This is a genomic window from Hoeflea sp., assembly GCF_039975035.1.
GTDB lineage: Bacteria > Pseudomonadota > Alphaproteobacteria > Rhizobiales > Rhizobiaceae > Hoeflea.
In genome coordinates this window covers 1-21,005 of record NZ_JBDWHW010000099.1, presented here as the reverse complement: position 1 = coordinate 21,005, position 21,005 = coordinate 1, and the positions used below count along the sequence as shown (strand labels likewise).

Annotated in this window: 19 protein-coding genes; 15 read left to right on the top strand and 4 right to left on the bottom strand. The window is 59.6% G+C overall.

What is annotated here, in order from left to right:
• Window positions 1-30 precede the first annotated feature (30 nt).
• From proS to ABJN75_RS08345, 3 genes are read left to right on the top strand one after another with little or no spacing between them, the layout of a single operon-like run.
• Window positions 31-1,374 (top strand): proline--tRNA ligase, encoded by a 1,344-nt coding sequence (gene proS / locus ABJN75_RS08355; protein WP_348438634.1) that lies wholly within the window; start codon window positions 31-33, stop codon window positions 1,372-1,374.
• 30 nt (window positions 1,375-1,404) lie between these two features.
• A complete protein-coding gene (locus tag ABJN75_RS08350; protein ID WP_348438632.1) occupies window positions 1,405-2,706 on the top strand; it encodes a lipoprotein-releasing ABC transporter permease subunit in 1,302 nt (433 codons plus the stop codon).
• Window positions 2,699-3,403: an ABC transporter ATP-binding protein gene (locus tag ABJN75_RS08345; RefSeq protein ID WP_348438630.1), complete on the top strand. Its 705-nt coding sequence runs from the start codon at window positions 2,699-2,701 to the stop codon at window positions 3,401-3,403. Before ABJN75_RS08350 ends, ABJN75_RS08345 begins: the two co-directional genes overlap by 8 nt.
• A 235-nt stretch (window positions 3,404-3,638) precedes the next feature.
• On the opposite strand, the gene ABJN75_RS08340 is transcribed toward ABJN75_RS08345, so the two are convergent.
• From ABJN75_RS08340 to ABJN75_RS08330, 3 genes are all read right to left on the bottom strand, one after another.
• Window positions 3,639-4,382 (bottom strand): VOC family protein, encoded by a 744-nt coding sequence (locus ABJN75_RS08340; protein ID WP_348438651.1) that lies wholly within the window; start codon window positions 4,380-4,382, stop codon window positions 3,639-3,641.
• A gap of 35 nt (window positions 4,383-4,417) precedes the next feature.
• Window positions 4,418-5,074 carry a TetR/AcrR family transcriptional regulator gene (locus ABJN75_RS08335; protein ID WP_348438649.1) on the bottom strand — a complete coding sequence of 219 codons (657 nt, stop codon included), beginning with the start codon at window positions 5,072-5,074 and terminating at the stop codon, window positions 4,418-4,420.
• A gap of 147 nt (window positions 5,075-5,221) precedes the next feature.
• Window positions 5,222-5,899: an alpha/beta hydrolase gene (locus ABJN75_RS08330; RefSeq protein WP_348438628.1), complete on the bottom strand. Its 678-nt coding sequence runs from the start codon at window positions 5,897-5,899 to the stop codon at window positions 5,222-5,224.
• A gap of 245 nt (window positions 5,900-6,144) precedes the next feature.
• Here ABJN75_RS08330 and ABJN75_RS08325 point away from each other — a divergent pair, with 245 nt between their 5' ends.
• The 9 genes from ABJN75_RS08325 (at window position 6,145) to sufA (ending at window position 13,678) form a co-directional block, all read left to right on the top strand.
• Window positions 6,145-7,317, top strand: coding sequence for a cysteine desulfurase family protein (locus ABJN75_RS08325; RefSeq protein ID WP_348438626.1), 1,173 nt, complete (start codon window positions 6,145-6,147; stop codon window positions 7,315-7,317).
• 157 nt (window positions 7,318-7,474) lie between these two features.
• Window positions 7,475-8,944 carry a Fe-S cluster assembly protein SufB gene (gene sufB / locus ABJN75_RS08320; RefSeq protein ID WP_348438624.1) on the top strand — a complete coding sequence of 490 codons (1,470 nt, stop codon included), beginning with the start codon at window positions 7,475-7,477 and terminating at the stop codon, window positions 8,942-8,944.
• A gap of 53 nt (window positions 8,945-8,997) precedes the next feature.
• Window positions 8,998-9,210, top strand: coding sequence for a hypothetical protein (locus ABJN75_RS08315; RefSeq protein WP_348438622.1), 213 nt, complete (start codon window positions 8,998-9,000; stop codon window positions 9,208-9,210).
• A 27-nt stretch (window positions 9,211-9,237) separates the two neighbouring features.
• Window positions 9,238-9,405 (top strand): hypothetical protein, encoded by a 168-nt coding sequence (locus tag ABJN75_RS08310; RefSeq protein WP_348438620.1) that lies wholly within the window; start codon window positions 9,238-9,240, stop codon window positions 9,403-9,405.
• 68 nt (window positions 9,406-9,473) lie between these two features.
• The gene (sufC, locus tag ABJN75_RS08305; RefSeq protein ID WP_348438618.1) at window positions 9,474-10,229 is read left to right on the top strand and encodes a Fe-S cluster assembly ATPase SufC; all 756 of its coding nucleotides are present in this window, start codon (window positions 9,474-9,476) and stop codon (window positions 10,227-10,229) included.
• A 43-nt stretch (window positions 10,230-10,272) separates the two neighbouring features.
• Window positions 10,273-11,544, top strand: coding sequence for a Fe-S cluster assembly protein SufD (sufD, locus tag ABJN75_RS08300; protein ID WP_348438617.1), 1,272 nt, complete (start codon window positions 10,273-10,275; stop codon window positions 11,542-11,544).
• Entirely contained in the window at window positions 11,537-12,775 is a 1,239-nt protein-coding gene (locus ABJN75_RS08295; protein ID WP_348438615.1) for a cysteine desulfurase, read from the top strand. The genes sufD and ABJN75_RS08295 overlap by 8 nt, the downstream gene beginning before the upstream one ends.
• A gap of 13 nt (window positions 12,776-12,788) precedes the next feature.
• The gene (locus tag ABJN75_RS08290; protein WP_348438613.1) at window positions 12,789-13,178 is read left to right on the top strand and encodes an SUF system Fe-S cluster assembly protein; all 390 of its coding nucleotides are present in this window, start codon (window positions 12,789-12,791) and stop codon (window positions 13,176-13,178) included.
• Between the two features lie 110 nt (window positions 13,179-13,288).
• Window positions 13,289-13,678: a Fe-S cluster assembly scaffold SufA gene (gene sufA, locus ABJN75_RS08285; protein ID WP_348438611.1), complete on the top strand. Its 390-nt coding sequence runs from the start codon at window positions 13,289-13,291 to the stop codon at window positions 13,676-13,678.
• A gap of 175 nt (window positions 13,679-13,853) precedes the next feature.
• Here the strand turns inward: sufA and ABJN75_RS08280 are convergent, their stop codons facing one another.
• Window positions 13,854-16,409, bottom strand: coding sequence for an FAD-dependent oxidoreductase (locus ABJN75_RS08280; RefSeq protein ID WP_348438609.1), 2,556 nt, complete (start codon window positions 16,407-16,409; stop codon window positions 13,854-13,856).
• Window positions 16,410-16,597: 188 nt separating this feature from the next.
• Here ABJN75_RS08280 and ABJN75_RS08275 point away from each other — a divergent pair, with 188 nt between their 5' ends.
• The 3 genes from ABJN75_RS08275 to ABJN75_RS08265 form a co-directional block, all read left to right on the top strand.
• Window positions 16,598-17,104 (top strand): DUF1993 domain-containing protein, encoded by a 507-nt coding sequence (locus ABJN75_RS08275; RefSeq protein ID WP_348438608.1) that lies wholly within the window; start codon window positions 16,598-16,600, stop codon window positions 17,102-17,104.
• A gap of 227 nt (window positions 17,105-17,331) precedes the next feature.
• On the top strand, window positions 17,332-19,182 hold the full coding sequence (locus ABJN75_RS08270) for an autotransporter assembly complex family protein (RefSeq protein WP_348438606.1): 1,851 nt from the start codon (window positions 17,332-17,334) through the stop codon (window positions 19,180-19,182).
• 1 nt (window position 19,183) lies between these two features.
• Window positions 19,184-21,005, top strand: a 1,822-nt coding sequence (locus tag ABJN75_RS08265) for a hypothetical protein (RefSeq protein WP_348438604.1), incomplete at its 3' end; no start/stop codon positions are given.

Below are 21,005 nucleotides of genomic sequence, written 5' to 3'. Positions count from 1 at the left end.
GCAAGGCTTGAAGCCAAACCGGATTATCCCATGCGTCTGTCCAAGTATTTTCTGCCCATTCTGAAAGAAAACCCGAAGGATGCGGAAATCGTCTCCCACCGCCTGATGGCGCGTGCAGGCATGATCAAGCAGCAATCTGCCGGAATCTATTCCTGGCTGCCGCTGGGAAAACGTGTGCTCGACAAGGTTTGCAACATCGTCCGTGAGGAGCAGAACCGGGCAGGGGCCATCGAGGTTCTGATGCCCACCGTGCAGCCCGCAGACCTTTGGAAGGAAAGCGGCCGTTATGATGATTACGGTCAGGAAATGCTGCGCATCAACGATCGCAATGATCGCGAGATGCTTTACGGACCAACCAACGAGGAGATGGTCACCGATATCTTCCGCTCCTACGTCAAGTCCTACAAGGATCTGCCACTCAACCTCTATCATATCCAGTGGAAGTTCCGCGACGAGCGCAGGCCCCGCTTTGGGGTGATGCGCGGCCGCGAATTCCTGATGAAGGACGCCTATTCCTTCGACCTTGATTACGAGGCCTCAAAGGCTGCCTATAACCGGATGTTCGTGTCCTATTTGCGCACCTTTGAACGCTGCGGTCTTAAATCGATCCCCATGCGCGCCGATACCGGACCGATTGGCGGCAGTCTGAGCCATGAGTTCATCGTCCTTGCCGAAACCGGTGAAAGCCAGGTTTTCTGTCACCGTGATTTCGAAGCCTTCGCCGTGCCAGGCGCAAACATGAATTATGAGGATGACGCCGCGGTTGCCGCAGTGGTGGAGAAATGGACGACGCCGTTTGCCGCCACCGACGAGATCATGGAGAAGGGAGACTGGGCACGCGAGGCCTGGGATGGGCTGGGCGAGGATACCCGGGTTTCCGCCCGCGGTATTGAAGTCGGCCACATTTTCCATTTCGGCACCAAGTATTCGGAGCCGATGAACGCGTTTGTTCAGGGCCCTGACGGCAAGCAGCATTATGTTTCCATGGGCTCCTACGGTATCGGTCCATCGCGGCTGCTCGGCGCCATCATCGAAGCATCGCATGACGAGAACGGCATCATCTGGCCGAAGGGCGTGGCGCCTTTCGACATTGGGCTGATCAACATGAAGCCCGGTGATGCGGCCTGCGATGCTGCCTGCGAACGGCTTGAGACGGCGCTCGAGAATGCCGGGCTGGAGGTGCTCTACGACGATACCGATGAGCGCGCCGGCGCCAAATTCGCCAAGGCCGACCTGATCGGCCTGCCGCTACAGGTGATCGCGGGACCACGCTCGGTCGCCGAGGGCAATGTCGAAATCAAGGTGCGCGCCACCGGCGAACGTGAAACACTTTCGATCGAAGACGCCATCAACCGCCTCGCGCAAGCCCGCTAGACGATTGTCCGGCTCAAAGGGAAGCCTCGCATGACCGATACGGACGCCGCCACCATAGCCAGTCTGCCATCACCGTCGGCCAAGCCGTTTTCGGCGTTCGAACGCATGGTGGCGTGGCGGTATCTGAAAGCGCGGCGCAAGGAGGCTTTCATCTCGGTGATCGCCGGGTTTTCCTTTGTCGGTATCATGTTGGGTGTGGCGACACTGATCATCGTCATGGCGGTGATGAACGGGTTTCGCGGCGAACTGATCACCCGCATACTCGGTATCAACGGCCATATCGTGGTGCAACCGATTGACCGGCCGCTTGATGACTACGACGCGCTGGCATCCCGGTTCAAGGCTGTCGAGGGCGTGAAGATGGCGATTCCGCTGGTTGAAGGACAGACACTGGCGTCCGGAGTTGGCGGCGCCGGAACCGGCGCGCTGGTGCGCGGCATTCGCGCCGAGGATCTTCAGGCGATGAAGATCGTCTCCGAGAACATCAAGTCGGGCGACATGTTGGGGTTCATCGCCGGCGAAGGAGTGGCAATCGGATCGCGCATGGCCCAATCGCTGGGGCTTGGGGCGGGTGATCTGATAACGCTTGTAGCGCCGGAGGGCGATGTGACGCCCTTTGGCATGACGCCGCGGGTCAAGGCCTACCCGGTTTCCGCAATCTTCGAGGTGGGCATGTCGGAGTATGATTCCTCGATCATCTTCATGCCTTTGACGGAAGCGCAGCTTTATTTCAACGCCGAAGGTCTGGTCCAGTCCATCGAAATCTATGTCGATGATCCTGACGAGATTGACGCGATGCGCCCGCTGATCGAGGCAGCCGCGGAGCGGCAGATTTTCATCACCGACTGGCGGCAACGCAACCAGACGTTCTTTTCGGCGCTGCAGGTCGAGCGCAATGTGATGTTCATGATCCTGACGCTGATCATTCTCGTGGCTGCGCTCAATATCATCTCGGGGCTGATCATGCTGGTCAAGGACAAGGGCCACGACATCGCCATCCTGCGCACCATGGGCGCGACGTCGGGTGCGATCATGCGAATATTCTTCATGACCGGTGCCGCGATCGGTGTGACCGGTACTTTCGCAGGATTTGTGCTTGGTGTCGTTGTTTGCCTCAATGTCGAGCGTATCCGCCAGTTCTTTTCCTGGCTTTCGGGAACGACATTGTTCAATCCCGAGCTCTATTTCCTGAGCCAACTGCCTGCGGACATGGATTCGGGCGAGACCATTGTCGTGCTGGTCGTGGCGTTGGTGCTGTCCTTCATCGCCACGCTGATTCCATCCTGGCGTGCATCCAAACTCGATCCTGTACAGGCCTTGCGCTATGAATGAACCACAGCGCAAGGCAGGACATCCGGTCCTCCAGTTGGTCGATGTCGCGAGGCATTTTGTCCAGGGCGAAAACCAGATTTCTATCCTGGATGGCGCAAACTTTACGCTGCAGGCGGGAGAAACAGTGGCGCTGGTGGCACCTTCGGGGACCGGCAAATCGACGCTGCTGCATCTTGCGGGACTGCTAGAGCGCCCGGACGAGGGCGATGTGATTGTCGACGGCGAAGCCTGCGGCCATCTGTCGGATGACCGTCGCACAGCGATCCGGAGATCCGAAATCGGCTTTGTCTATCAGTTCCATCACTTGCTGCCGGAGTTTACGGCGCTTGAAAACATCATGATGCCGCAACTGATCACCGGACTGTCGAAGGCCGATGCCAGGGAGCGCGCCGCGCAATTGCTCGATTACATGCGTATCGGCCATCGTGCCGAACACCGGCCGTCCGAGCTTTCGGGCGGCGAACAGCAGCGCGTGGCCATTGCCCGCGCCGTGGCCAATGCCCCGCTGCTTCTGCTTGCTGACGAACCGACAGGCAACCTCGATCCGGAAACAGCCGGCTACGTGTTCGAGGCGCTGGACGCGCTGGTGCGCCAGTCCGGCCTGTCGACGGTGATCGCCACGCACAATCACGATCTTGCCAGCCTGATGGACCGTCGGGTCACGCTGCAGGATGGTATGGTGGTTGAGCTGGACTGATTTTGGCCTGGTGGCGGGTATGAATATATCCCGGCTTTGGGCGGTGTGACCCGGGTTTGGGATCATGAACTGTCTGGAGTTGTCATGGAAGTGGTTGCCGCCTCCTGAGAGGCTGGGCACAAAGCTTTCGTTGATCAAAGATGCTGGGAATGGCAAGTCCGGGCCCAAACAGCAAAAAAGATGCGAAGCAGCCAATGACCGCTTCGCATCACCCCGGAGTCGGATCGCCTCACTGTTACAGCGCGTTCTTCCGCGTCCCGACGAACATGATCTTTGCGCCCTGCGAATCATCCGTCTGTATCAACCAGCCGCTGTTGTCCGGCAACTCATGCGGCCCCATTCGAACGCTGCCGCCCGCTTTCTCCACGGCCGTCTTGGCCGCGTCGATGTCGGCGACCTGCATCGCAAAATTCCAGAACGGCTTGGCATCCTTTTCCGGCAGGTCCATTACCGCACCGATCATCCCGCCGTCATGGTTGATGAAGGTGTAGTCACCCGCGGGGCCCATCGGCATCGCGCCGCCATGCTCCCAGCCGAACAGCTTGCTGTAGAAATCCAGCGCCGCTTTCTGGTCAGATGTGACCAGTTCGTTCCAGCAGCCATGGCCGGGCTGCATCGGCGCGAAAGCTGTGCTGTCCTCATCACTGTTGCCGTGCATAAGATAGAATTTCGCACCCTGCGGATCGGTGCAGAAGGCAAAACGTCCGACCCCGGGAATGTCGGTGGGTTCAATATCGACACCGCCGCCTAGCGATCTGACTTTGTCTGCAGAGGCATCGACGTCTTCAACGCCGATATAGACAAACCACATACTCGGCATGCGCTGCGCATGTTCAGGAGTCCGCATCATGCCGGCGACGGTTTTGTCTTTGGCAGATGCGATGCGGTAATCAATGTCCGGCCCGCCGGGCATTGCCTCGAACTTCCAGCCCATGACACTTTCATAGAATTTCTGGGCCGCGTCCGGGTTGTCAGTCATCAGTTCATACCAGATGGGGGTGCCTTCACGATTGGTCATTGGTCTTTCTCCCTTGCTTGTTCTAGCTTCGTTTCGAGTTGGCCGAAGAGCAGTTTGATATAGCGGATCAGGTGATCAACGCTGTCGCGCGCCATGTTGGGATCGCCGGAGGCCTTGGCCAGAATGAACCCGCCCTGAAGGACGGCCTGGGTATGGCGGGCGAGGTTTTCGGCAGTCCAGTCCGTCACGATGCCACGGGTCTGGATGGCGGCTGAGATGTCCGCCTCGAGCGTTGCGGCGTGGCTGAACATACTGTCGGCGCAGGCGTCACGAATGGCTGGAGCCTGTTGGTGGACTTCCTGGGTCATGGTGCCGACGAGGCAGGTATATTCCCATGTCTCGCCGCCGATGATCGCACGCCGGAAATCGAGATAGGCCAGCACGCGGTTCAGCGGATCGTCCTGCTCATGGTAAGGTGCACCGGCAAACAGCGCGCCAGTCGTTTCGGTCCAAAATTCCGCCGCCGCGATGCCAAGCGCTTCCTTGCTCTTGAAATGATGAAAAAATGCGCCCTTTGTCACGCCCGCCGACTGACAGAGGTCGTCGACGGTCGTTGCAGCAAAGCCTTTCTGGCGGATGATGTCCCGCGCGGCCTCCAGGAGCCGTATTCGCGCATCGCCGCGCTCAGGTGATTGTTTGGTCGGTCTTGCCATGGATTTAAAATACCATACAGTCGGTATGTTGGCAACAATACAGGCGATCATTGTCAAAAGTCCGCTTTCAACCTCCAATTCACGCAAAAAAAGGCACGGCGGATTTATCCGCCATGCCTTCCCAGTTCGCTTTGAATGCGACGCGCGTTAGCGCAGACGCTTGGCCGCAGTTTCAGGCACCAGTTCACCGGCGAGCCGGCGGTCAAGATAATCTTCGCATTCGCCCATCAGTTCGTCGACCTGGCCGGTGAAAAAATGGTTGGCGCCGGGCATTGTCTTCTGGGTGATCAGAATGCCTTTTTGCAGTTTCAGCTTCTCGACCAGGCCGTTGACGTCTTTTTCCGGCGCGACCCGGTCGGCGTCGCCATGGATGATCAGGCCCGAAGACGGGCAGGGCGCCAGAAACGAGAAATCATAGGTGTTGGGCTGCGGCGCAATCGAGAAGAAGCCCTCGATCTCCGGCCGCCGCATCAACAGCTGCATGCCGATCCAGGCGCCAAAGGAATAGCCGGCGACCCAGCAGCTTTTCGAATCGGGGTGCAGGCTCTGAACCCAATCGAGCGCGCCGGCGGCGTCGGACAATTCACCTGCGCCATGGTCGAATTCGCCCTGGCTGCGGCCAATCGAGCGGAAATTGAACCTGAGCGTGGTGAAGCCGCGCTGCTGAAACATGTAAAACAGCTGGTAGACGATCTGGTTGTTCATCGTGCCGCCGAATTGCGGATGCGGATGCAATATGATGGCGATCGGCGCGTTTTTTTCCTTGCCCGGCTGGTAGCGGCCTTCGAGGCGTCCGGCTGGTCCGTTGAAAATGACTTCAGGCATTGGTACTCCATGCATGGGCTGGGTTCGCGCGGCCTGCCGGCTGGTGTCGGATGGCTCGGGCGCTTGGATATCGCTTCCTCGCCCTTGACGGGAACGGGGAGGCTCCCTAGAACCTAGTTTAGAATCGTTCGAAACTGCAGCGGGTTCGCTGAAAGTTTGTGTGTCTTACGGCATCGGACACCGAAAATTCAAGAAAAATGCGTCTGCCCGTTCAGGGATGGCGCAAATTACGGGTAAAGGTCACCATGGCGAACGAGCGCCTCTATCTCGATTACAATGCAACTGCTCCGCTTCTGCCCGAGGCGCGGGCCGCAATGCTTGATGCAATGGAGCTGCCGGGCAATCCGTCGTCCGTTCATGCCGAGGGACGCCGGGCCCGGTCGGCAATTGCACGTGCGCGTGAAGCGGTGTCGCGGCTGTGTGATGTTTCGCCCGCCCAGGTTACGTTCTGCTCCGGCGCCACCGAAGCCGCAAATCATGTGCTGACCCCGGATTACCGCATGGGACGGGCGCCAATTCATGTGTCGCGTTTGCTTGTTTGCGCCGTAGAGCATCCCGCCGTTCTGGCCGGTGGCCGGTTTGCACCCGAGCAGATTACCGTGTTGCCGGTCGATGCGCTGGGTCGCCTCGAGCTTGAAGCTCTGGACTCCGCACTCACTGGGCACGACAAGTCTTCCGGTCAGGCGATGCTCGCGTTGCAGCTTGCCAACAATGAGACAGGTGTGCTGCAGCCGGTGCGCGAGGCGGCGGCCATCGTGCGGTCACATCAGGGGCTTATGGTGGTCGATGCTGTTCAGGGAGCTGGCCGGCTGGCCTTGTCGGTTGAAGAGTTGGGTGCCGATTTCCTGATCCTCTCCGGTCACAAAATCGGCGGACCAAGGGGAACCGGCGCACTCGTCAGCGCAGGCGAGACCTTGATGCCCGTGCCGTTGTTGCGCGGCGGAGGCCAGGAAAAGGGTCATCGCGGCGGCACCGAAAACCTGATTGGCATCGCCGGGTTTGGCGCGGCGGCCGAAGTCGCGGTCCAGTCGCTTTCCGGTGTGTCTGCTGTCGCGGCGTTGCGCGACCGGATGGAGGCGGGGTTGCGCGATCTGGCTCCGGATCTGATCGTGCACGGAAGGCAGGCCGAGCGGCTGGCCAATACCAGCTTTTTTTCGCTTCCCGGGCTAAAGGCGGAGACTGCGCAGATTGCCTTTGATATGGAAGGCTTGGCGGTTTCGGCCGGAGCTGCCTGCTCGTCGGGCAAGATAGGTCAGAGCCACGTTCTCGTGGCAATGGGCGCCGATGCCGATCTCGGTGCGATCCGGGTCAGTCTGGGCCGGAACCATACAGTGGACGACATCAACCGGTTTCTTGATGCGTTCAAGACGATCAATGCCCGGCGGATGACCCGCAGGGGCACACAAGCAGCCGCTTAACGCGGTGATGGAAATTCTGTTTGCGAAATGTGGATTTTTCGCAAATGACATAGCGTGAACAGTCATCACGCCCTACATAGTGCGGTAAGCCTCCCTGAGGTTTTCCACACGACGTTAACAAGCTGCCGGCCTTGACCCGGCGAGATTGGAGAGCGCCATGCCTGCCGTGCAGGAGACCATTGATCAGGTCCGTCAAATCGACGTTGACCAATACAAATACGGTTTCGAGACCGTTATCGAAAGCGATACAGCTCCGAAGGGTCTGGACGAAGATACGATCCGGATGATTTCGGCCAAGAAGAACGAGCCGGAATGGATGCTCGAATGGCGGCTGGATGCGTTCAAGCGCTGGCTTACTCTGGAAGAACCCACATGGGCGCGGGTCGATTATCCGAAGATCGATTTCCAGGATATCCATTATTACTCAGCGCCGAAAAGCAGCGCCGGGCCGAAGTCGATTGATGATGTCGACCCGGAACTGCTCCGGGTTTACGAAAAACTCGGTATTCCGCTTCAGGAGCAGGAAATTCTTGCCGGTGTGCAGAAACCCAAGATCGCCGTCGACGCGGTGTTCGATTCGGTTTCGGTTGTCACCACTTTCAAGGAAGAACTGTCCAAGGCAGGCGTGATCTTCATGTCGATCTCGGAAGCCATGCGCGAGCATCCCGAACTGGTGCAGAAATATCTCGGCACCGTCGTTCCGGTGACCGACAATTACTACGCCACGCTCAATGCGGCGGTGTTTACCGACGGATCGTTTGTCTACGTGCCCAAGGGCGTTCGCTGCCCGATGGAGCTGTCGACCTATTTCCGCATCAACGAAAAGAACACCGGCCAGTTCGAGCGCACGCTGATCATCGCGGAGGAGGGCGCCTATGTGTCCTATCTCGAGGGCTGCACGGCGCCACAGCGCGACGAGAACCAGCTGCATGCGGCTGTCGTCGAGCTGATCGCCATGGACGATGCCGAGATCAAGTATTCGACGGTGCAGAACTGGTATCCGGGCGACAAGGACGGCAAGGGCGGGATCTACAATTTCGTCACCAAGCGTGGCGATTGCCGCGGCAAGAATTCGAAGATCTCCTGGACTCAGGTCGAGACCGGTTCGGCGATCACCTGGAAGTACCCGTCCTGCATTCTGCGTGGCGATGGTTCGCGCGGCGAGTTCTATTCGATTGCGGTGTCGAACGGCTACCAGCAGATCGATTCGGGCACGAAGATGATCCATCTGGGCAAGAACACGTCGAGCCGGATCATCTCGAAGGGGATTTCCGCAGGGCATTCGTCCAACACCTATCGCGGCCAGGTTTCGGCCCACCGCAAGGCGTCGAATGCGCGCAATTTCACCCAGTGCGACAGCCTGCTGATCGGCAATGAGTGTGGTGCGCATACGGTGCCCTACATCGAGGCCAAGAACTCGACGGCGCAGTTCGAGCATGAAGCCACGACTTCGAAGATTTCCGAGGACCAGCTGTTTTACTGCCTGGCCCGCGGCATTCCCGAGGAAGAGGCGATCGCGCTGATCGTCAACGGTTTCGTCAAGGAAGTCATTCAGGAGCTGCCGATGGAATTCGCCGTGGAAGCCCAGAAGCTGATCGGGATTTCGCTCGAAGGCAGCGTGGGTTAACCCGCTGCCGGCGGCGCCCTGATCGAGCTCAAACGCAGGATTGGATGTCTGCAATGAAACTGAAAGCGGAAACGAAAGCCGAAATCGACAAGCTCAAAAGCCGGTACCAGGATCTGGGTGGGTCGATTGATGATCTTCTGGAAGCGATTTCGCGTGGCTCAACCGGGACCAGCGAGAAGATGCTGGGCACCGAGTTGCACCGTGCGCGTATGGAATTGGCCTCTATCGCACGACGCCTGCAGGGTTTGCAGAACGACGACGACTGAACCGGGCCGTGTCAGGGGAGCCCGAGAATGAGCATCGATGGAACCGCTGTTGCCTGGTACGCCGTGATTTGTGGCGTGTTGTCAGCATTGGCGCCGAGTTTCGGCGGCAGGGCGGTGCGGATTGCCATCGGCGGCATTGTCGGAATCCTGGCAGCGACGCTGCTTCCGATTGTGAAAGGCCTGGCAGGGCTGTGAGACAGATGGCGCGCACAGACTGAGCGCCAACCGATATTAAATTTGAATTCGACTTGGGAAACAACGACATGCTTGAAATCAAGAACCTTCATGCCCGTATCGCCGAAGACGGCACTGAAATCATTCGCGGCCTCAATCTGACGGTCAAGGCCGGCGAAGTGGCGGCCATCATGGGGCCGAACGGCTCGGGCAAATCCACCCTGTCCTACATTCTGGCGGGACGCGACGATTACGAGGTCACCGAGGGTGACATCTTGTACAATGGCGAGAGCATTCTCGAGCTTGATCCGTCCGAACGCGCCGCCAAGGGCATTTTCCTGGCGTTCCAGTATCCGGTTGAAATCCCCGGTGTCGCCACGATGCAGTTTCTCAAGGTGGCGATGAACGAGCAGCGCAAGGCGCGCGGCGAGGATGAGCTGAAGACACCGGACTTCATCAAGCTGGTCAAGGAAGCTGCCGCCAGCCTGCAGATCAATCCGGACATGCTCAAGCGTCCGCTCAATGTCGGATTTTCGGGCGGCGAGAAAAAGCGCGCGGAAATCCTGCAGATGAAGTTGCTGTCGCCGCAGCTGTGTGTGCTGGACGAGACCGATTCAGGCCTCGATATCGATGCGCTCAAGATTGTTTCGGACGGCGTCAACGCGCTGCGGTCGCCTGACCGCGCTGTCATCGTCATCACCCACTATCAGCGCCTGCTCGAGTATATCGTGCCCGACAGCGTGCACGTGCTTTACCAGGGCCAGGTGATCAAATCCGGCGACAAGGATCTTGCACTCGATCTCGAAGCCAATGGCTATGCCGGGATTATCGAAGCCGCCGCTTGAACCAGCGCCGAAAAGACGGGCCGCAAGGCCAGGAGAGACAAGCATGAACATGCAGACCAAGCCGCCACGCACCACAGCCGAGCAGGCAATTCTTGACAGTTTCGCCGAGATGGTCGGTCAATTGCCGGGTGACGCCAAGGTAACAGTCGCGCGCGATCGCTTGCTGAGCACCGTCGCCGAAACCGGACTGCCGACCCGGCGGATCGAAAGCTGGCATTACACCGATCTCAGAAACCTGATGCGGGGACTGCCGGGTAACCCCAGTGGCGGCGCGCGGGCAATCGATCCGCTGGTTCGGGGCAGTGCCGTATGGCCGGTGGTTCAAGGCAGGAGTGCAGAATTGTCGGCGCCGGAAGGTGTGGAGCTTACCCCGTTCATCGACCTGCTGGTGTCCGGAGAGGCTGCGCCCTCTCTTGCCGCGCGCGGCTATGACGATCTCATCGGGCAACTCAACGGCGCATTTGTCAGCGATGGCTATGCCTTCTCGATAGAAGAAGCTGTCGAACTCGACCAGATCATCGAGCTGCAAGCGGTTCAGTCCGGCGGCCAGGTGCACAATCGGTTTGTCGCCAAGGCCGGTGCCGGCTCCAAGGCGACGGTGATCGAGCGCCATGTCGGAGACAGGGCCGATGAGGGTTTGTCGACTTCGGTGACAACGCTTGATGTAGCCGACGGCGCGGATGTGACCTGGATCATCCTGCAAGACCGGGTCTTGAATGACCAGCATCTCGGCCAGCTCAGCGCCACGCTCGGCGCCGATGCCACTCTGAAACTCTATGTCATCAATGCCGGCGGCAAGCTGGTGCGGCAGGAAGTGCATGTGGATGTGACGGGCGAGGGCGCCCATTTCGATCTGCGCTGCGTCAATCTGCTGGCAGGTGACAGTCACACCGATGTGACGCTGACGCTTGCCCACACAGTGCCCAACACGACATCGAAGGAGATTGTCCGCAATGTGGTGCTGGACCGGGCGCGCGGCGTATTCCAGGGCCAGATCCGTGTGGCCAAGGAAGCACAGAAAACCGATGCGCAGATGGCCTGCAACACATTACTGCTGTCCGACGACGGCGAGTTCGCGGCCAAACCCGAGCTGGAGATTTTCGCCGATGACGTGATCTGCGCCCATGGCGCCACGGTGATCGATATCGATCACAATCATCTGTTCTATCTGATGGCGCGCGGCATCACCGAGAAATCCGCGCGGGCGCTGCTGGTCAATGGGTTTGTCGATGAACTGATCGACGAACTTGACAGCGAGGAACTGATAGAGGCTCTGGAAACCCTTATTGAACAGTGGCTTGTCGATCATGGCTGATATTTTGAATCAGGCTTACGATGTTGAAGCGATCCGCAAGGATTTTCCGATCCTGTCGCGGACAGTGCACGGCAAGCCTTTGGTCTATCTCGACAACGGGGCGTCTGCGCAAAAGCCGCAGGCGATGATCGACGCTGTCAGTCAAGCCTATTCGAATGAATACGCCAATGTGCACCGCGGGCTGCATTTCCTCTCCAATGCTGCCACCGATGCCTATGAGAATGCGCGCGAGATCGTCAAGCGCTTTATCAACGCGCCGTCGGTGGACAATGTGGTGTTCACCAAGTCGACCACCGAGGCGATCAATACCGTCGCGTACGGCTACGGCATGCCCCACCTGGGTGAAGGCGACGAGATCGTTGTGAGCATCATGGAGCACCACTCCAATATCGTGCCATGGCATTTCCTGCGCGAACGCCAGGGAGCGAAGCTGGTCTGGGTCGGCGTCGACGATCAGGGCAATTTCAATCTGGATGATTTCCGCAATGCGCTGACCGAACGGACCAAACTCGTCGCCATCACGCACATGTCCAATGTGCTTGGCACGGTGGTTGACGTCAAGGAAGTCTGCCGCATTGCGCATGAGCGCGGCATCAAGGTCCTGGTCGACGGCAGCCAGGCGGCGGTGCATATGCCGGTGGACGTGCAGGATCTTGATTGCGACTGGTATGCGGTGACCGGCCACAAGCTCTATGGTCCCTCGGGCATCGGCGTGCTCTACGGCAAGACCGAGGCGCTCAAGGTCATGCAGCCCTTCATGGGTGGCGGCGAAATGATCGTCGACGTCAGCGAAGACGTCATCACCTACAATGACCCGCCGCACCGTTTTGAAGCCGGCACTCCGCCGATCGTGCAGGCGATCGGGCTGGGTGCTTCGCTTGAATACATGGAGAGGCTTGGCCGTGACCGCATTGCGGCCCATGAGGCGGATCTGGCTGCCTATGCGCAGGAAAAGCTGTCGGCGGTCAATGCACTCAGGTTGATCGGCACCGCGCCGGGCAAAGGCGCGATCTTTGCCTTCGAAATCGAGGGTATTCATGCCCATGATGTCTCGATGCTGATCGACCGGTCCGGTGTGGCGGTCAGGGCGGGCACCCATTGCGCCCAGCCGTTGCTGAAGCGGTTCGGCGCGACCTCGACATGCCGGGCCTCGATGGGGCTTTACAATACCCGCCAGGAAATCGATGTGCTGGTCGAGGCACTCGACAAGGCGCGGGCATTTTTCTCTTGAAGGAGCAAGGCCGATGAGCGACGCATCCGAAACTGATCCAAACGCAGTCACTGAAACTGACGCCGCAGTTGCCGAGTCTGCGATCCCGCGCGAAGAACTGGCGCGACTGAGCGACGACATCATCTCGGCGCTGAAGACCGTCTATGACCCGGAAATTCCGGCCGACATCTATGAACTCGGACTGATCTACAAGATCGATATCGAGGACGACCGGATGGTCAAGATCGCCATGACGCTGACAGCACCGGGTTGTCCGGTGGCCGGCGAGATGCCGGGCTGGGTGGAAAACGCCGTCAACACCGTTGAAGGCATCTCCGGCGTCGATGTGTCGATGACCTTCGATCCGCCCTGGACGCCGGACCGGATGAGCGAAGAAGCGCAAGTGGCGGTTGGCTGGTATTGATGGGCCGGACAAGCGGTTTGGTGTGGACTCCTTGTTAACCTGAGAGATCCACACTACATTCAGGGAACGAAGCAGCGGGCCTTGAACCCGCGTGGCTGAAGGAGACTGTGATGGGATTTGCCGTAATGACACTGACACCGGCTGCAGCCGAGCGTGTCAAGACAATCCTCAAGACCTCAGATAGTGCGCAGGGCATCCGCGTCAGCATCAAGAAGGGCGGCTGCGCCGGGATGGAATATGCCATCGATCTGGCCATGGAAGCCAATCCCAAGGATGACCGGATCGAGCGCGACGGCGCGGTTGTGTTCGTGGCGCCGGAGGCGGTGCTTTATCTGCTCGGCACCGAGATGGATTACGAAATTACCAAGCTGCGCTCGGGCTTCGTGTTCAAAAATCCGAACCAGACGTCTGCTTGCGGCTGCGGCGAATCCGTCGAATTGAAACCCGCTGATCTGGCCAGGCTGGCGGAAGCCGGCAATCCGGTGGTACGCGCCGATTGATCTGGCTTCTCTGCCTGAGAAGTTGAGTCAGGTGGTTTGGAAGTTGAGTCCTGAAATGCCCGCAAGTCGCTGACTTCGCGGGCGTTTTTGTGTCTGAGGTATTCGGCAGATGGCGCCGGTGCCCCTCCATTCTCCCCCATGTGGGAGAAGGAAGGGGTGCACGACTTCGGCTAATTCAACTCCGCATCTTCTCGCCCTTTGGATCGAACGGCGCTTCCAGCGCAATCCGTGCCGGGCGGCGGATGCCCATGATTTCGATTTCGAACATGCCTTTGTTGCCATTCGTCGCAAGGGCTGCAGGGATGTAGCCTTGGGCCATCGAGGAGCTGATCGTGTGGGCATAGCCGCCGGAGGTGATCCAGCCGACCACGCGCCAGTCGCCATCGCGCAAGGTGCCGCCTTCGGGCTTGGCGATCTCTTTGCCATCGCCGTCAAAGCGCGGTGCGCCATAGCCGTGCGGTGGTTCGACCGTGCCGTAATCGGTGTCGCCGACCTTGGCCCAGACCGGCTCGTCGCCCATCACGTCGGCATCCAGCGCATCGACGAGGAACGAGGTCCGCATCAGTTTCGGACCGTCAGCGTGTTCCTTGGCTGCTGCCTCGCGGCCGATGAAGTCGTTCTTCGAGAGCTTGACGAAGCGCTCCATTGCTCCCTCGTAGGGGCCGTAGATCGGTCTTAGTTCACGGAACCATGTGGGGAAGTTCTTCTCAAGCCGCATCGACAGCAGCGCCCGCATGCCGAAGTCGGCGATGCCGAATTCCTCGCCCGCTGCCTTGATGGCGCGGTAGACCGCCTGCTGGTAGCACGGCTCCATCCAGATTTCGTATCCCAGATCGCCGGTGTAGGTGACTCGGTTGACCATGCACGGCGCGCCGCCGACATCCATTTTTCGGAAATCCATGAAGCGGAACGCGGCGTTGGAGACATCATCGTCGGTGAGTTTGGCGAGCAGGTCGCGGGCGCGCGGACCGGCAATCGACAGACCGACGAGCGTGAGATCGTAGCGATGAACCCGGATCGATCCGTCCTTGGGCAGGTGCTTGCTGAACCAGCGCATATGGTACCGCTGCGCCGCTGACGATCCCCAGACCATAAAATCCTCGTCGGCCACCTTGGCGATGGTGAAATCGCCGGTCAGCTTGCCGAATTCATTGAGCATCGGGGTCAGAACGAGGCGCCCGGTCTTGGGCATGGTGTTGGTCATCAGGTGCGACAACCAGGCTTCCGCGCCGGAACCGCTGACCCGGTATTTGGCGAAGTTGGCGATCTCGGTGACGCCGACACGTTCACGCACGGCGCGGACCTCGTTGCCGACATGCTCGAAATCATTGGATCGGTGGAAGGAGAGCACGTCGTGGGCTTCGTCCGCGGACGGTGCGAACCACAGCGGTGTTTCCAGTCCCCAGCTGTCGCCCATCACCGCGTGATTGTCGCGCACCATGACGTCGTAGAGCGGGGTGGTCTGCTGCGGGCGGGCGGCGGGCAGCTCCTCGTTGGGGAACGATATGGAGAAGCGCCGCGAATAGTTTTCGCGCACCTTGGCATTGGTGTAGCGCAAGGTAGCCCATTCACCGTAACGCGACACATCCATGCCCCAGATGTCGGCGCCGGGATCACCATTGACCATCCAGTTCGACAGCGCCAGACCGACGCCGCCGCCCTGGCTGAACCCGGCCATGACGGCACAGGCGGTCCAGTAATTGGTCAGGCCGGGGACGGGGCCGACCAGCGGATTGCCGTCAGGCGCGAAGGTGAAGGGGCCGTTGATGACCTGCTTGATGCCTGCATTTTCCATGGCCGGGAAATGGCGGAAGCCGACTTCCAGCGACGGCGCGATGCGGTCGAGATCGGGGGCCAGCAGTTCGTGGCCGAAATCCCACGGCGTGTCGATTGGCGACCAGGGCTTGCAGGCTTTCTCATAGGTGCCAAGCAGAATGCCGGAGCGTTCCTGCCTTGTGTAGATCTCGCCCTTGAAGTCAATGACGCCAACCAGTTCACGACCGGTCCTGGCGTTGAACTCAAGCACTTCCGGCATTTCCTCGGTGAGCAGATACATGTGCTCCATGGCCAGAAGCGGCAATTCGAGACCGACCATGCGGCCGACTTCGCGCGCCCACAATCCGCCGGCATTGACCACGTGATCGGCTTTCACCGTGCCTTGTTCGGTGATCACGTTCCAGGTGCCGTCGGCTTCCTGGGTCAGCTCAACGACGCGGTTGCGCAGCACGATTTCCGCGCCGAGCTTTTGCGCGGCCTTGGCGTAGGCATGGGTGGTGCCGGAGGGATCAAGATGGCCCTCGACAGGATCCCACAGCGCGCCGACAAAATTGCTCTCGTCCATCAGTGGGAACATCGCCTTGGCTTCGGACGGGGTGATCAATTCGGTCTCCATGCCGAGATAACGCCCCTTGGCGTGCACCAGACGGAGGAAATCCATCCGTTCCGGACTGTCAGCCATCATCACGCCGCCGGTCAGGTGCAATCCGCAGGACTGACCGGAGAGTTCTTCAAGCTCCTCATAGAGGCTGACGGTGTAGGCTTGCAGCTTGGCAACATTGGGATCGCCGTTGAGCGTGTGAAAGCCGCCTGCGGCATGCCAGGACGAGCCCGAGGTCAGTTCGGAGCGCTCGATCAGCATCACATCGCTCCATCCGGCCTTGGCCAGATGGTAAAGCACTGAACAACCCACGACGCCGCCGCCAATCACCACGGCTCTTGCATGCGATTTCATAATTCAACTCCCGGCTCGATCCGGCGGCAGATTGCGAAATCGAAACCCGGTGCACAAGAGGAAATTGCGACATCCGGTCACAAAGAAGTTTTGCCCCGGATACCAATGCCGCTTGCCAGCCTGGGTGCGGCGATCCACATACATCGCAACGGGAAAATGGTTCCCGCGAGTTCACGCCGGGGTATTCAATGTCGATTTCCATGTATTCCATGACAGTGCCGTTTTATGCAGGCATGCTGACCAATCTGGCCCATGTGCTGACAAAGGCCGAAGCCTGGGCGAGCGAGCGCAAGATCGACCCTTCTGTGCTGCTCAACGACTGTCTTGCACCCGACATGTTTCCGCTTAAGCGTCAGGTCCAGATCGCCACCGATCATGCCAAGGGAGCGGCTGCGCGTCTGGGCGGCGTTGATGTGCCGTCATTCCCCGATTCGGAGGAGACTTTTACCGAATTGCAGGCCCGCATCGCCAAGGTACGCGATTTCATTCTCAACGTGCCGCAAGCCGGATTTGAGGGTGCGGAAGATCGCGACATCACGCTCAAGGTCGGTCCCCGGGAAATGACATTTCCGGGCGCCCAGTATCTTCAGGGCTATGCGTTCCCGAATTTCTACTTTCACATGACCGCAGCCTACGCGATCCTGCGTCACAATGGCGTGCCGTTGGGCAAGGCGGACTTCTTCGGCCGTGGTTGAGCGGAAAGAGAGAAAAATCAACCCATTCCTCTATATAAGGGACCCATGCCTCTATATAAGGGGACCATGTTTTCAGGTGAGGCGTTGAAAGACAGACGGTGTTCAGGATCCGTTCACTGCAGCCTGCTAGATTGGACACTATGAACGTTGCGCAGGACAAAACCTCCGGAGCGCGCGGCCGGTGCTGGCTGCGCAGCCTTTCGGCTGTCCTGTGTCTGGGGTTTGCCGTGACCCTGCCGTCAATGCCGGCAGATGCTTTCGAGATATTCGGGCTCAAGCTTTTTGAGAGCGACAAGGACAGCGCGATCGAAATCGCCGATCCCTTGTCTTACACAATCGCACTCGAAGTGGAGGGGGCAGACCCCGAAGGCGAACTGCAGACTGATCTGGAAGCGGCGTCGCAGTTGATGCGGGAGGCGGATCGCCCGGTGCCGGGCTCGATCGGCCTCATTCAGCGCGCAAATGGTGATTTCGAGCAATTGGTTGCCGCTCTTTACGAGAATGCCCGCTATGCCGGCGAAGTACGGATCCTGATCAACAACCGGCCGCTGGCCGTTCTGCCGCCCGATGCTGATTTGCGAAGCGCCGAACCCGTGCCTGTTCGCATTCTGGTAAAGCCGGGCAAGCAGTTCCGTTTCGGCGAGATCGTCATACGCGATGGCGATGGCGAGACTTATTCCGCCGCCGAGAAGGGGCTTTCAACGGGCGAACTTGCGAAATCGACCGTCATTCTGAACGCCGAAAAATCGCTGATCCGCCAACTTGAGAAAAGCGGGCATCCGTTTGCGCAGGTTTCCGGTCGCGATGTGGTCGCAGACCACGCCAGTGGCGTTCTCGATGTCTCGCTGCAACTTGATGCCGGACCCACCGCGCCCTTCGGACAAACCACCGTTGAAGGCGCGCAAAGCGTCGATTCGGCTTTCATTGCACGGATGACCGGAATTCCCGATGGAGAGCAGTATGATCCGGCGGCCCTTGCCGCAGCGGAGAAACGCTTGCGCGCGCTCGAGGTGTTTTCCAGTGTGACCGTACGCGGCGCCGACAGCCTGTCTGCGGATGGCGCAGTGCCGGTTCAGGTCAATGTTTCGGAACGCAAGCACCGGTATCTCGGCATTGGCGCCACCTATTCATCAACAGATGGCGGCGGGATGGAGGCCTATTGGGGGCACCGCAACCTGTTCGGTCGGGCGGAAAAACTCAGAATCGAGGGATCGCTCAACGGTCTGGGCGAAACCAGCGAAGCCGAGGATATGACTTGGCGCGGAGCCATTCTGTTTGAAAAGCCGGGCGTCCTCGGCCCGGCTTCCAAGTTCACATCAAAGCTCGAAGTCGAGCAGGAAGATCCGGACGCTTACCGTCGTTTTTCGGTCGAGGGTGCGGTCGGGATCAGTTATGAACTCACCGAGCAACAGACTGTTTCGGCAGGCATCGATGTCGAATATGCCACGCTGACCGACAGCTTCAATGTCGATCTCGAAACGATCACCGTGGCCTTGCCGCTCGAATATGTCCGCGACACGCGTGACAACAAGCTCAATCCAACGACAGGTACGCGATTGTCGCTGCTGGTTGAACCCGCATATGAAATCAATTCCGGGGCAACCTTCGTCAAGCTTCATGCCGAGGCGTCCGCCTATCGTGCGCTTGACGCCGAGAAACGCTTTGTTGCCGCAGGGCGTATTGCAGCCGGGTCGATCTATGGGGCAGACCTTGCCTCGATACCTGCAAACCGCCGGTTTTATGCAGGCGGCGGCGGTTCGGTGCGCGGCTATGGATATCAGGATATCGGGCCGGTTGACGCCACTGGGAAGCCCACTGGCGGACGCTCCGTGCTGGAGAGTTCCGCGGAACTGCGCATTGGCGTGACCGACACAATCGGTATCGTGCCGTTTATCGATGCCGGTCTGGTCAGCGCCAATCAGGACTTCTCTGGCGCGGAATTCAAGGTGGGAGCGGGGCTCGGCCTGCGTTACTCAACCCCTTTCGGACCGCTGCGCATTGATGTTGCGGTGCCGCTTAACAAAGGGCCTCTGGATCCCGACTACGGAATTTACGCCGGGATCGGGCAGGCCTTCTGACATGGTTGCCAAACAACGATCCAGGTCCCGTTGGGGTTTGGTCCGGCGCGGGATAAGCTGGCTGGCTGTCCTTGTTCTGGTCGTGCTGGCGGTCGTGGTGCTGATTTTCTCGACGACGCCGGGTGGCCGGATGATTGCGCTGAGCTTGAACAGGTTGGGCTCTGGCCCGTCGCAAAATATTGAGATCGACCGGATCGATGGTTTGTTGTCAGGCTCGACACGGATTGGTCATGTGCTTTTGAGCGATGCCAGCGGAGAACCGTGGCTGCTGCTCAAGGGAATCACAATCGAGTGGTCACCGCTGGCGCTGTTGAGTGCCGGGTTGGCGGTCGACGATTTCACCATTGAACGGGTGGAACTGGCGCGGCTGCCACAAGCTGACGACTCCGGGTCGGAGAGCAGCGCGCTGGTCCTGCCGCTGGCATTCGACATCAAGCGGTTTTCAGCGATGGACATCGTGGTGGGCGAGCCGGTAGCCGGACGGGTCGCACGGTTTGAAGCCAGGGGCAGCGCCAAGCTCGATGCGGCGATGACGACAGCGCTGGCCGATCTGGTGGTCAAGCGGACCGATGGCGTTGGCGGTGAACTGACGCTGGATGCCGATTATCAGGAGGCGGAAGACCGCTTCAATATCTCGGCAAAGCTCAATGAGCCCGCGGGCGGCGTCATGGCCAACCTGCTGGGGTTGTTTCCCGAGGATGCAATCAGTGTGACCGCAACATCTCAAGGATCGCTCACCGATTGGCAGCTCAATGCCAATGGCTTGATCAATGACGAGATCGTTGCGGACGCCACCATGCGGCTCGTCGCCGGCGAAGCGGGTGAGATGATTTCGCTTGAAGCAGGCGGATTGTTCGAAAGGTTCTTGCCGCCATCCTTGAGCCAGATTGTGGCGGGGCGCAGCGAATTGCTGGTGGAGGGCCTGATCGAACCGGACCGCAATGGCGCGGTGATCGATGTCTTTACCTTTTCTTCCGACCGGCTGAGCGCCGATGGGCGCGGACGCGTGGCGCGCGAAGGCCAGGTCGATCTCACCCTGTCCGTGTCTCCGAGACCGGGCGCCGTTGCCCTGAGCTTTGGCGAAGGTGCATCGCGCGTAAGCCTGTCGGTTCCCGAAGCCAAGCTGCGCGTTAGCGGCAGCGCCGAGGAAGCCGCCCTCAATGTAGAGGTCGCGGCGGACCGCGTGGCCGGGTCCGGATACAGCGCAGACGCAATCACGGCGGTTGTGACTTTTGACCGGTTTTCGCTTGCGACCCGCAGCGGAACGGGATCCGTCGATGTGAAGATCGGCGCGGTTGGTTCCAGCAATGACATTCTGGCCCGGGCCCTGGCAGGCGGCGTGACACTGTCCGGCAAGGTCGCACTTGCGGAAGACGGAGCAATCTCCAGCGACAGGATCCGTATTCAAACGGGCGTCGCGGATGTTGCCATCGAGGGCGCTACCTATGACAGCGCAGGCGCTTTGCAGGCAAGCCTCTCAGGTTCCGTACGCAATGCGGTTCTGTCCGAACAGGCATCTGCGATGCTGGGCACGGATACGGACTTCAAGGGGGAAATATCTCTCGACGAGGCCGGAGCGCTGATCGTGCAGGATTTTCAGCTTTCTTCAGAGTTCGCCGCCGCATCAGGCGGCGTCGCACTTGGCAGCGATGGCGAGATCTCCGGCGATATCGAAGCGAGCCTGTCAAATCTGGCCGGGGTCAATGACGCCGTCTCCGGTGGCCTCAAGCTGTCGGCAACGATCTCCGGGCAGAGTTCGGCGCCAGCTTTTGACGCCCGTCTGGAAGGGCAATCGTTGCAGGTCGAGGGCCGTGACCTGTCGG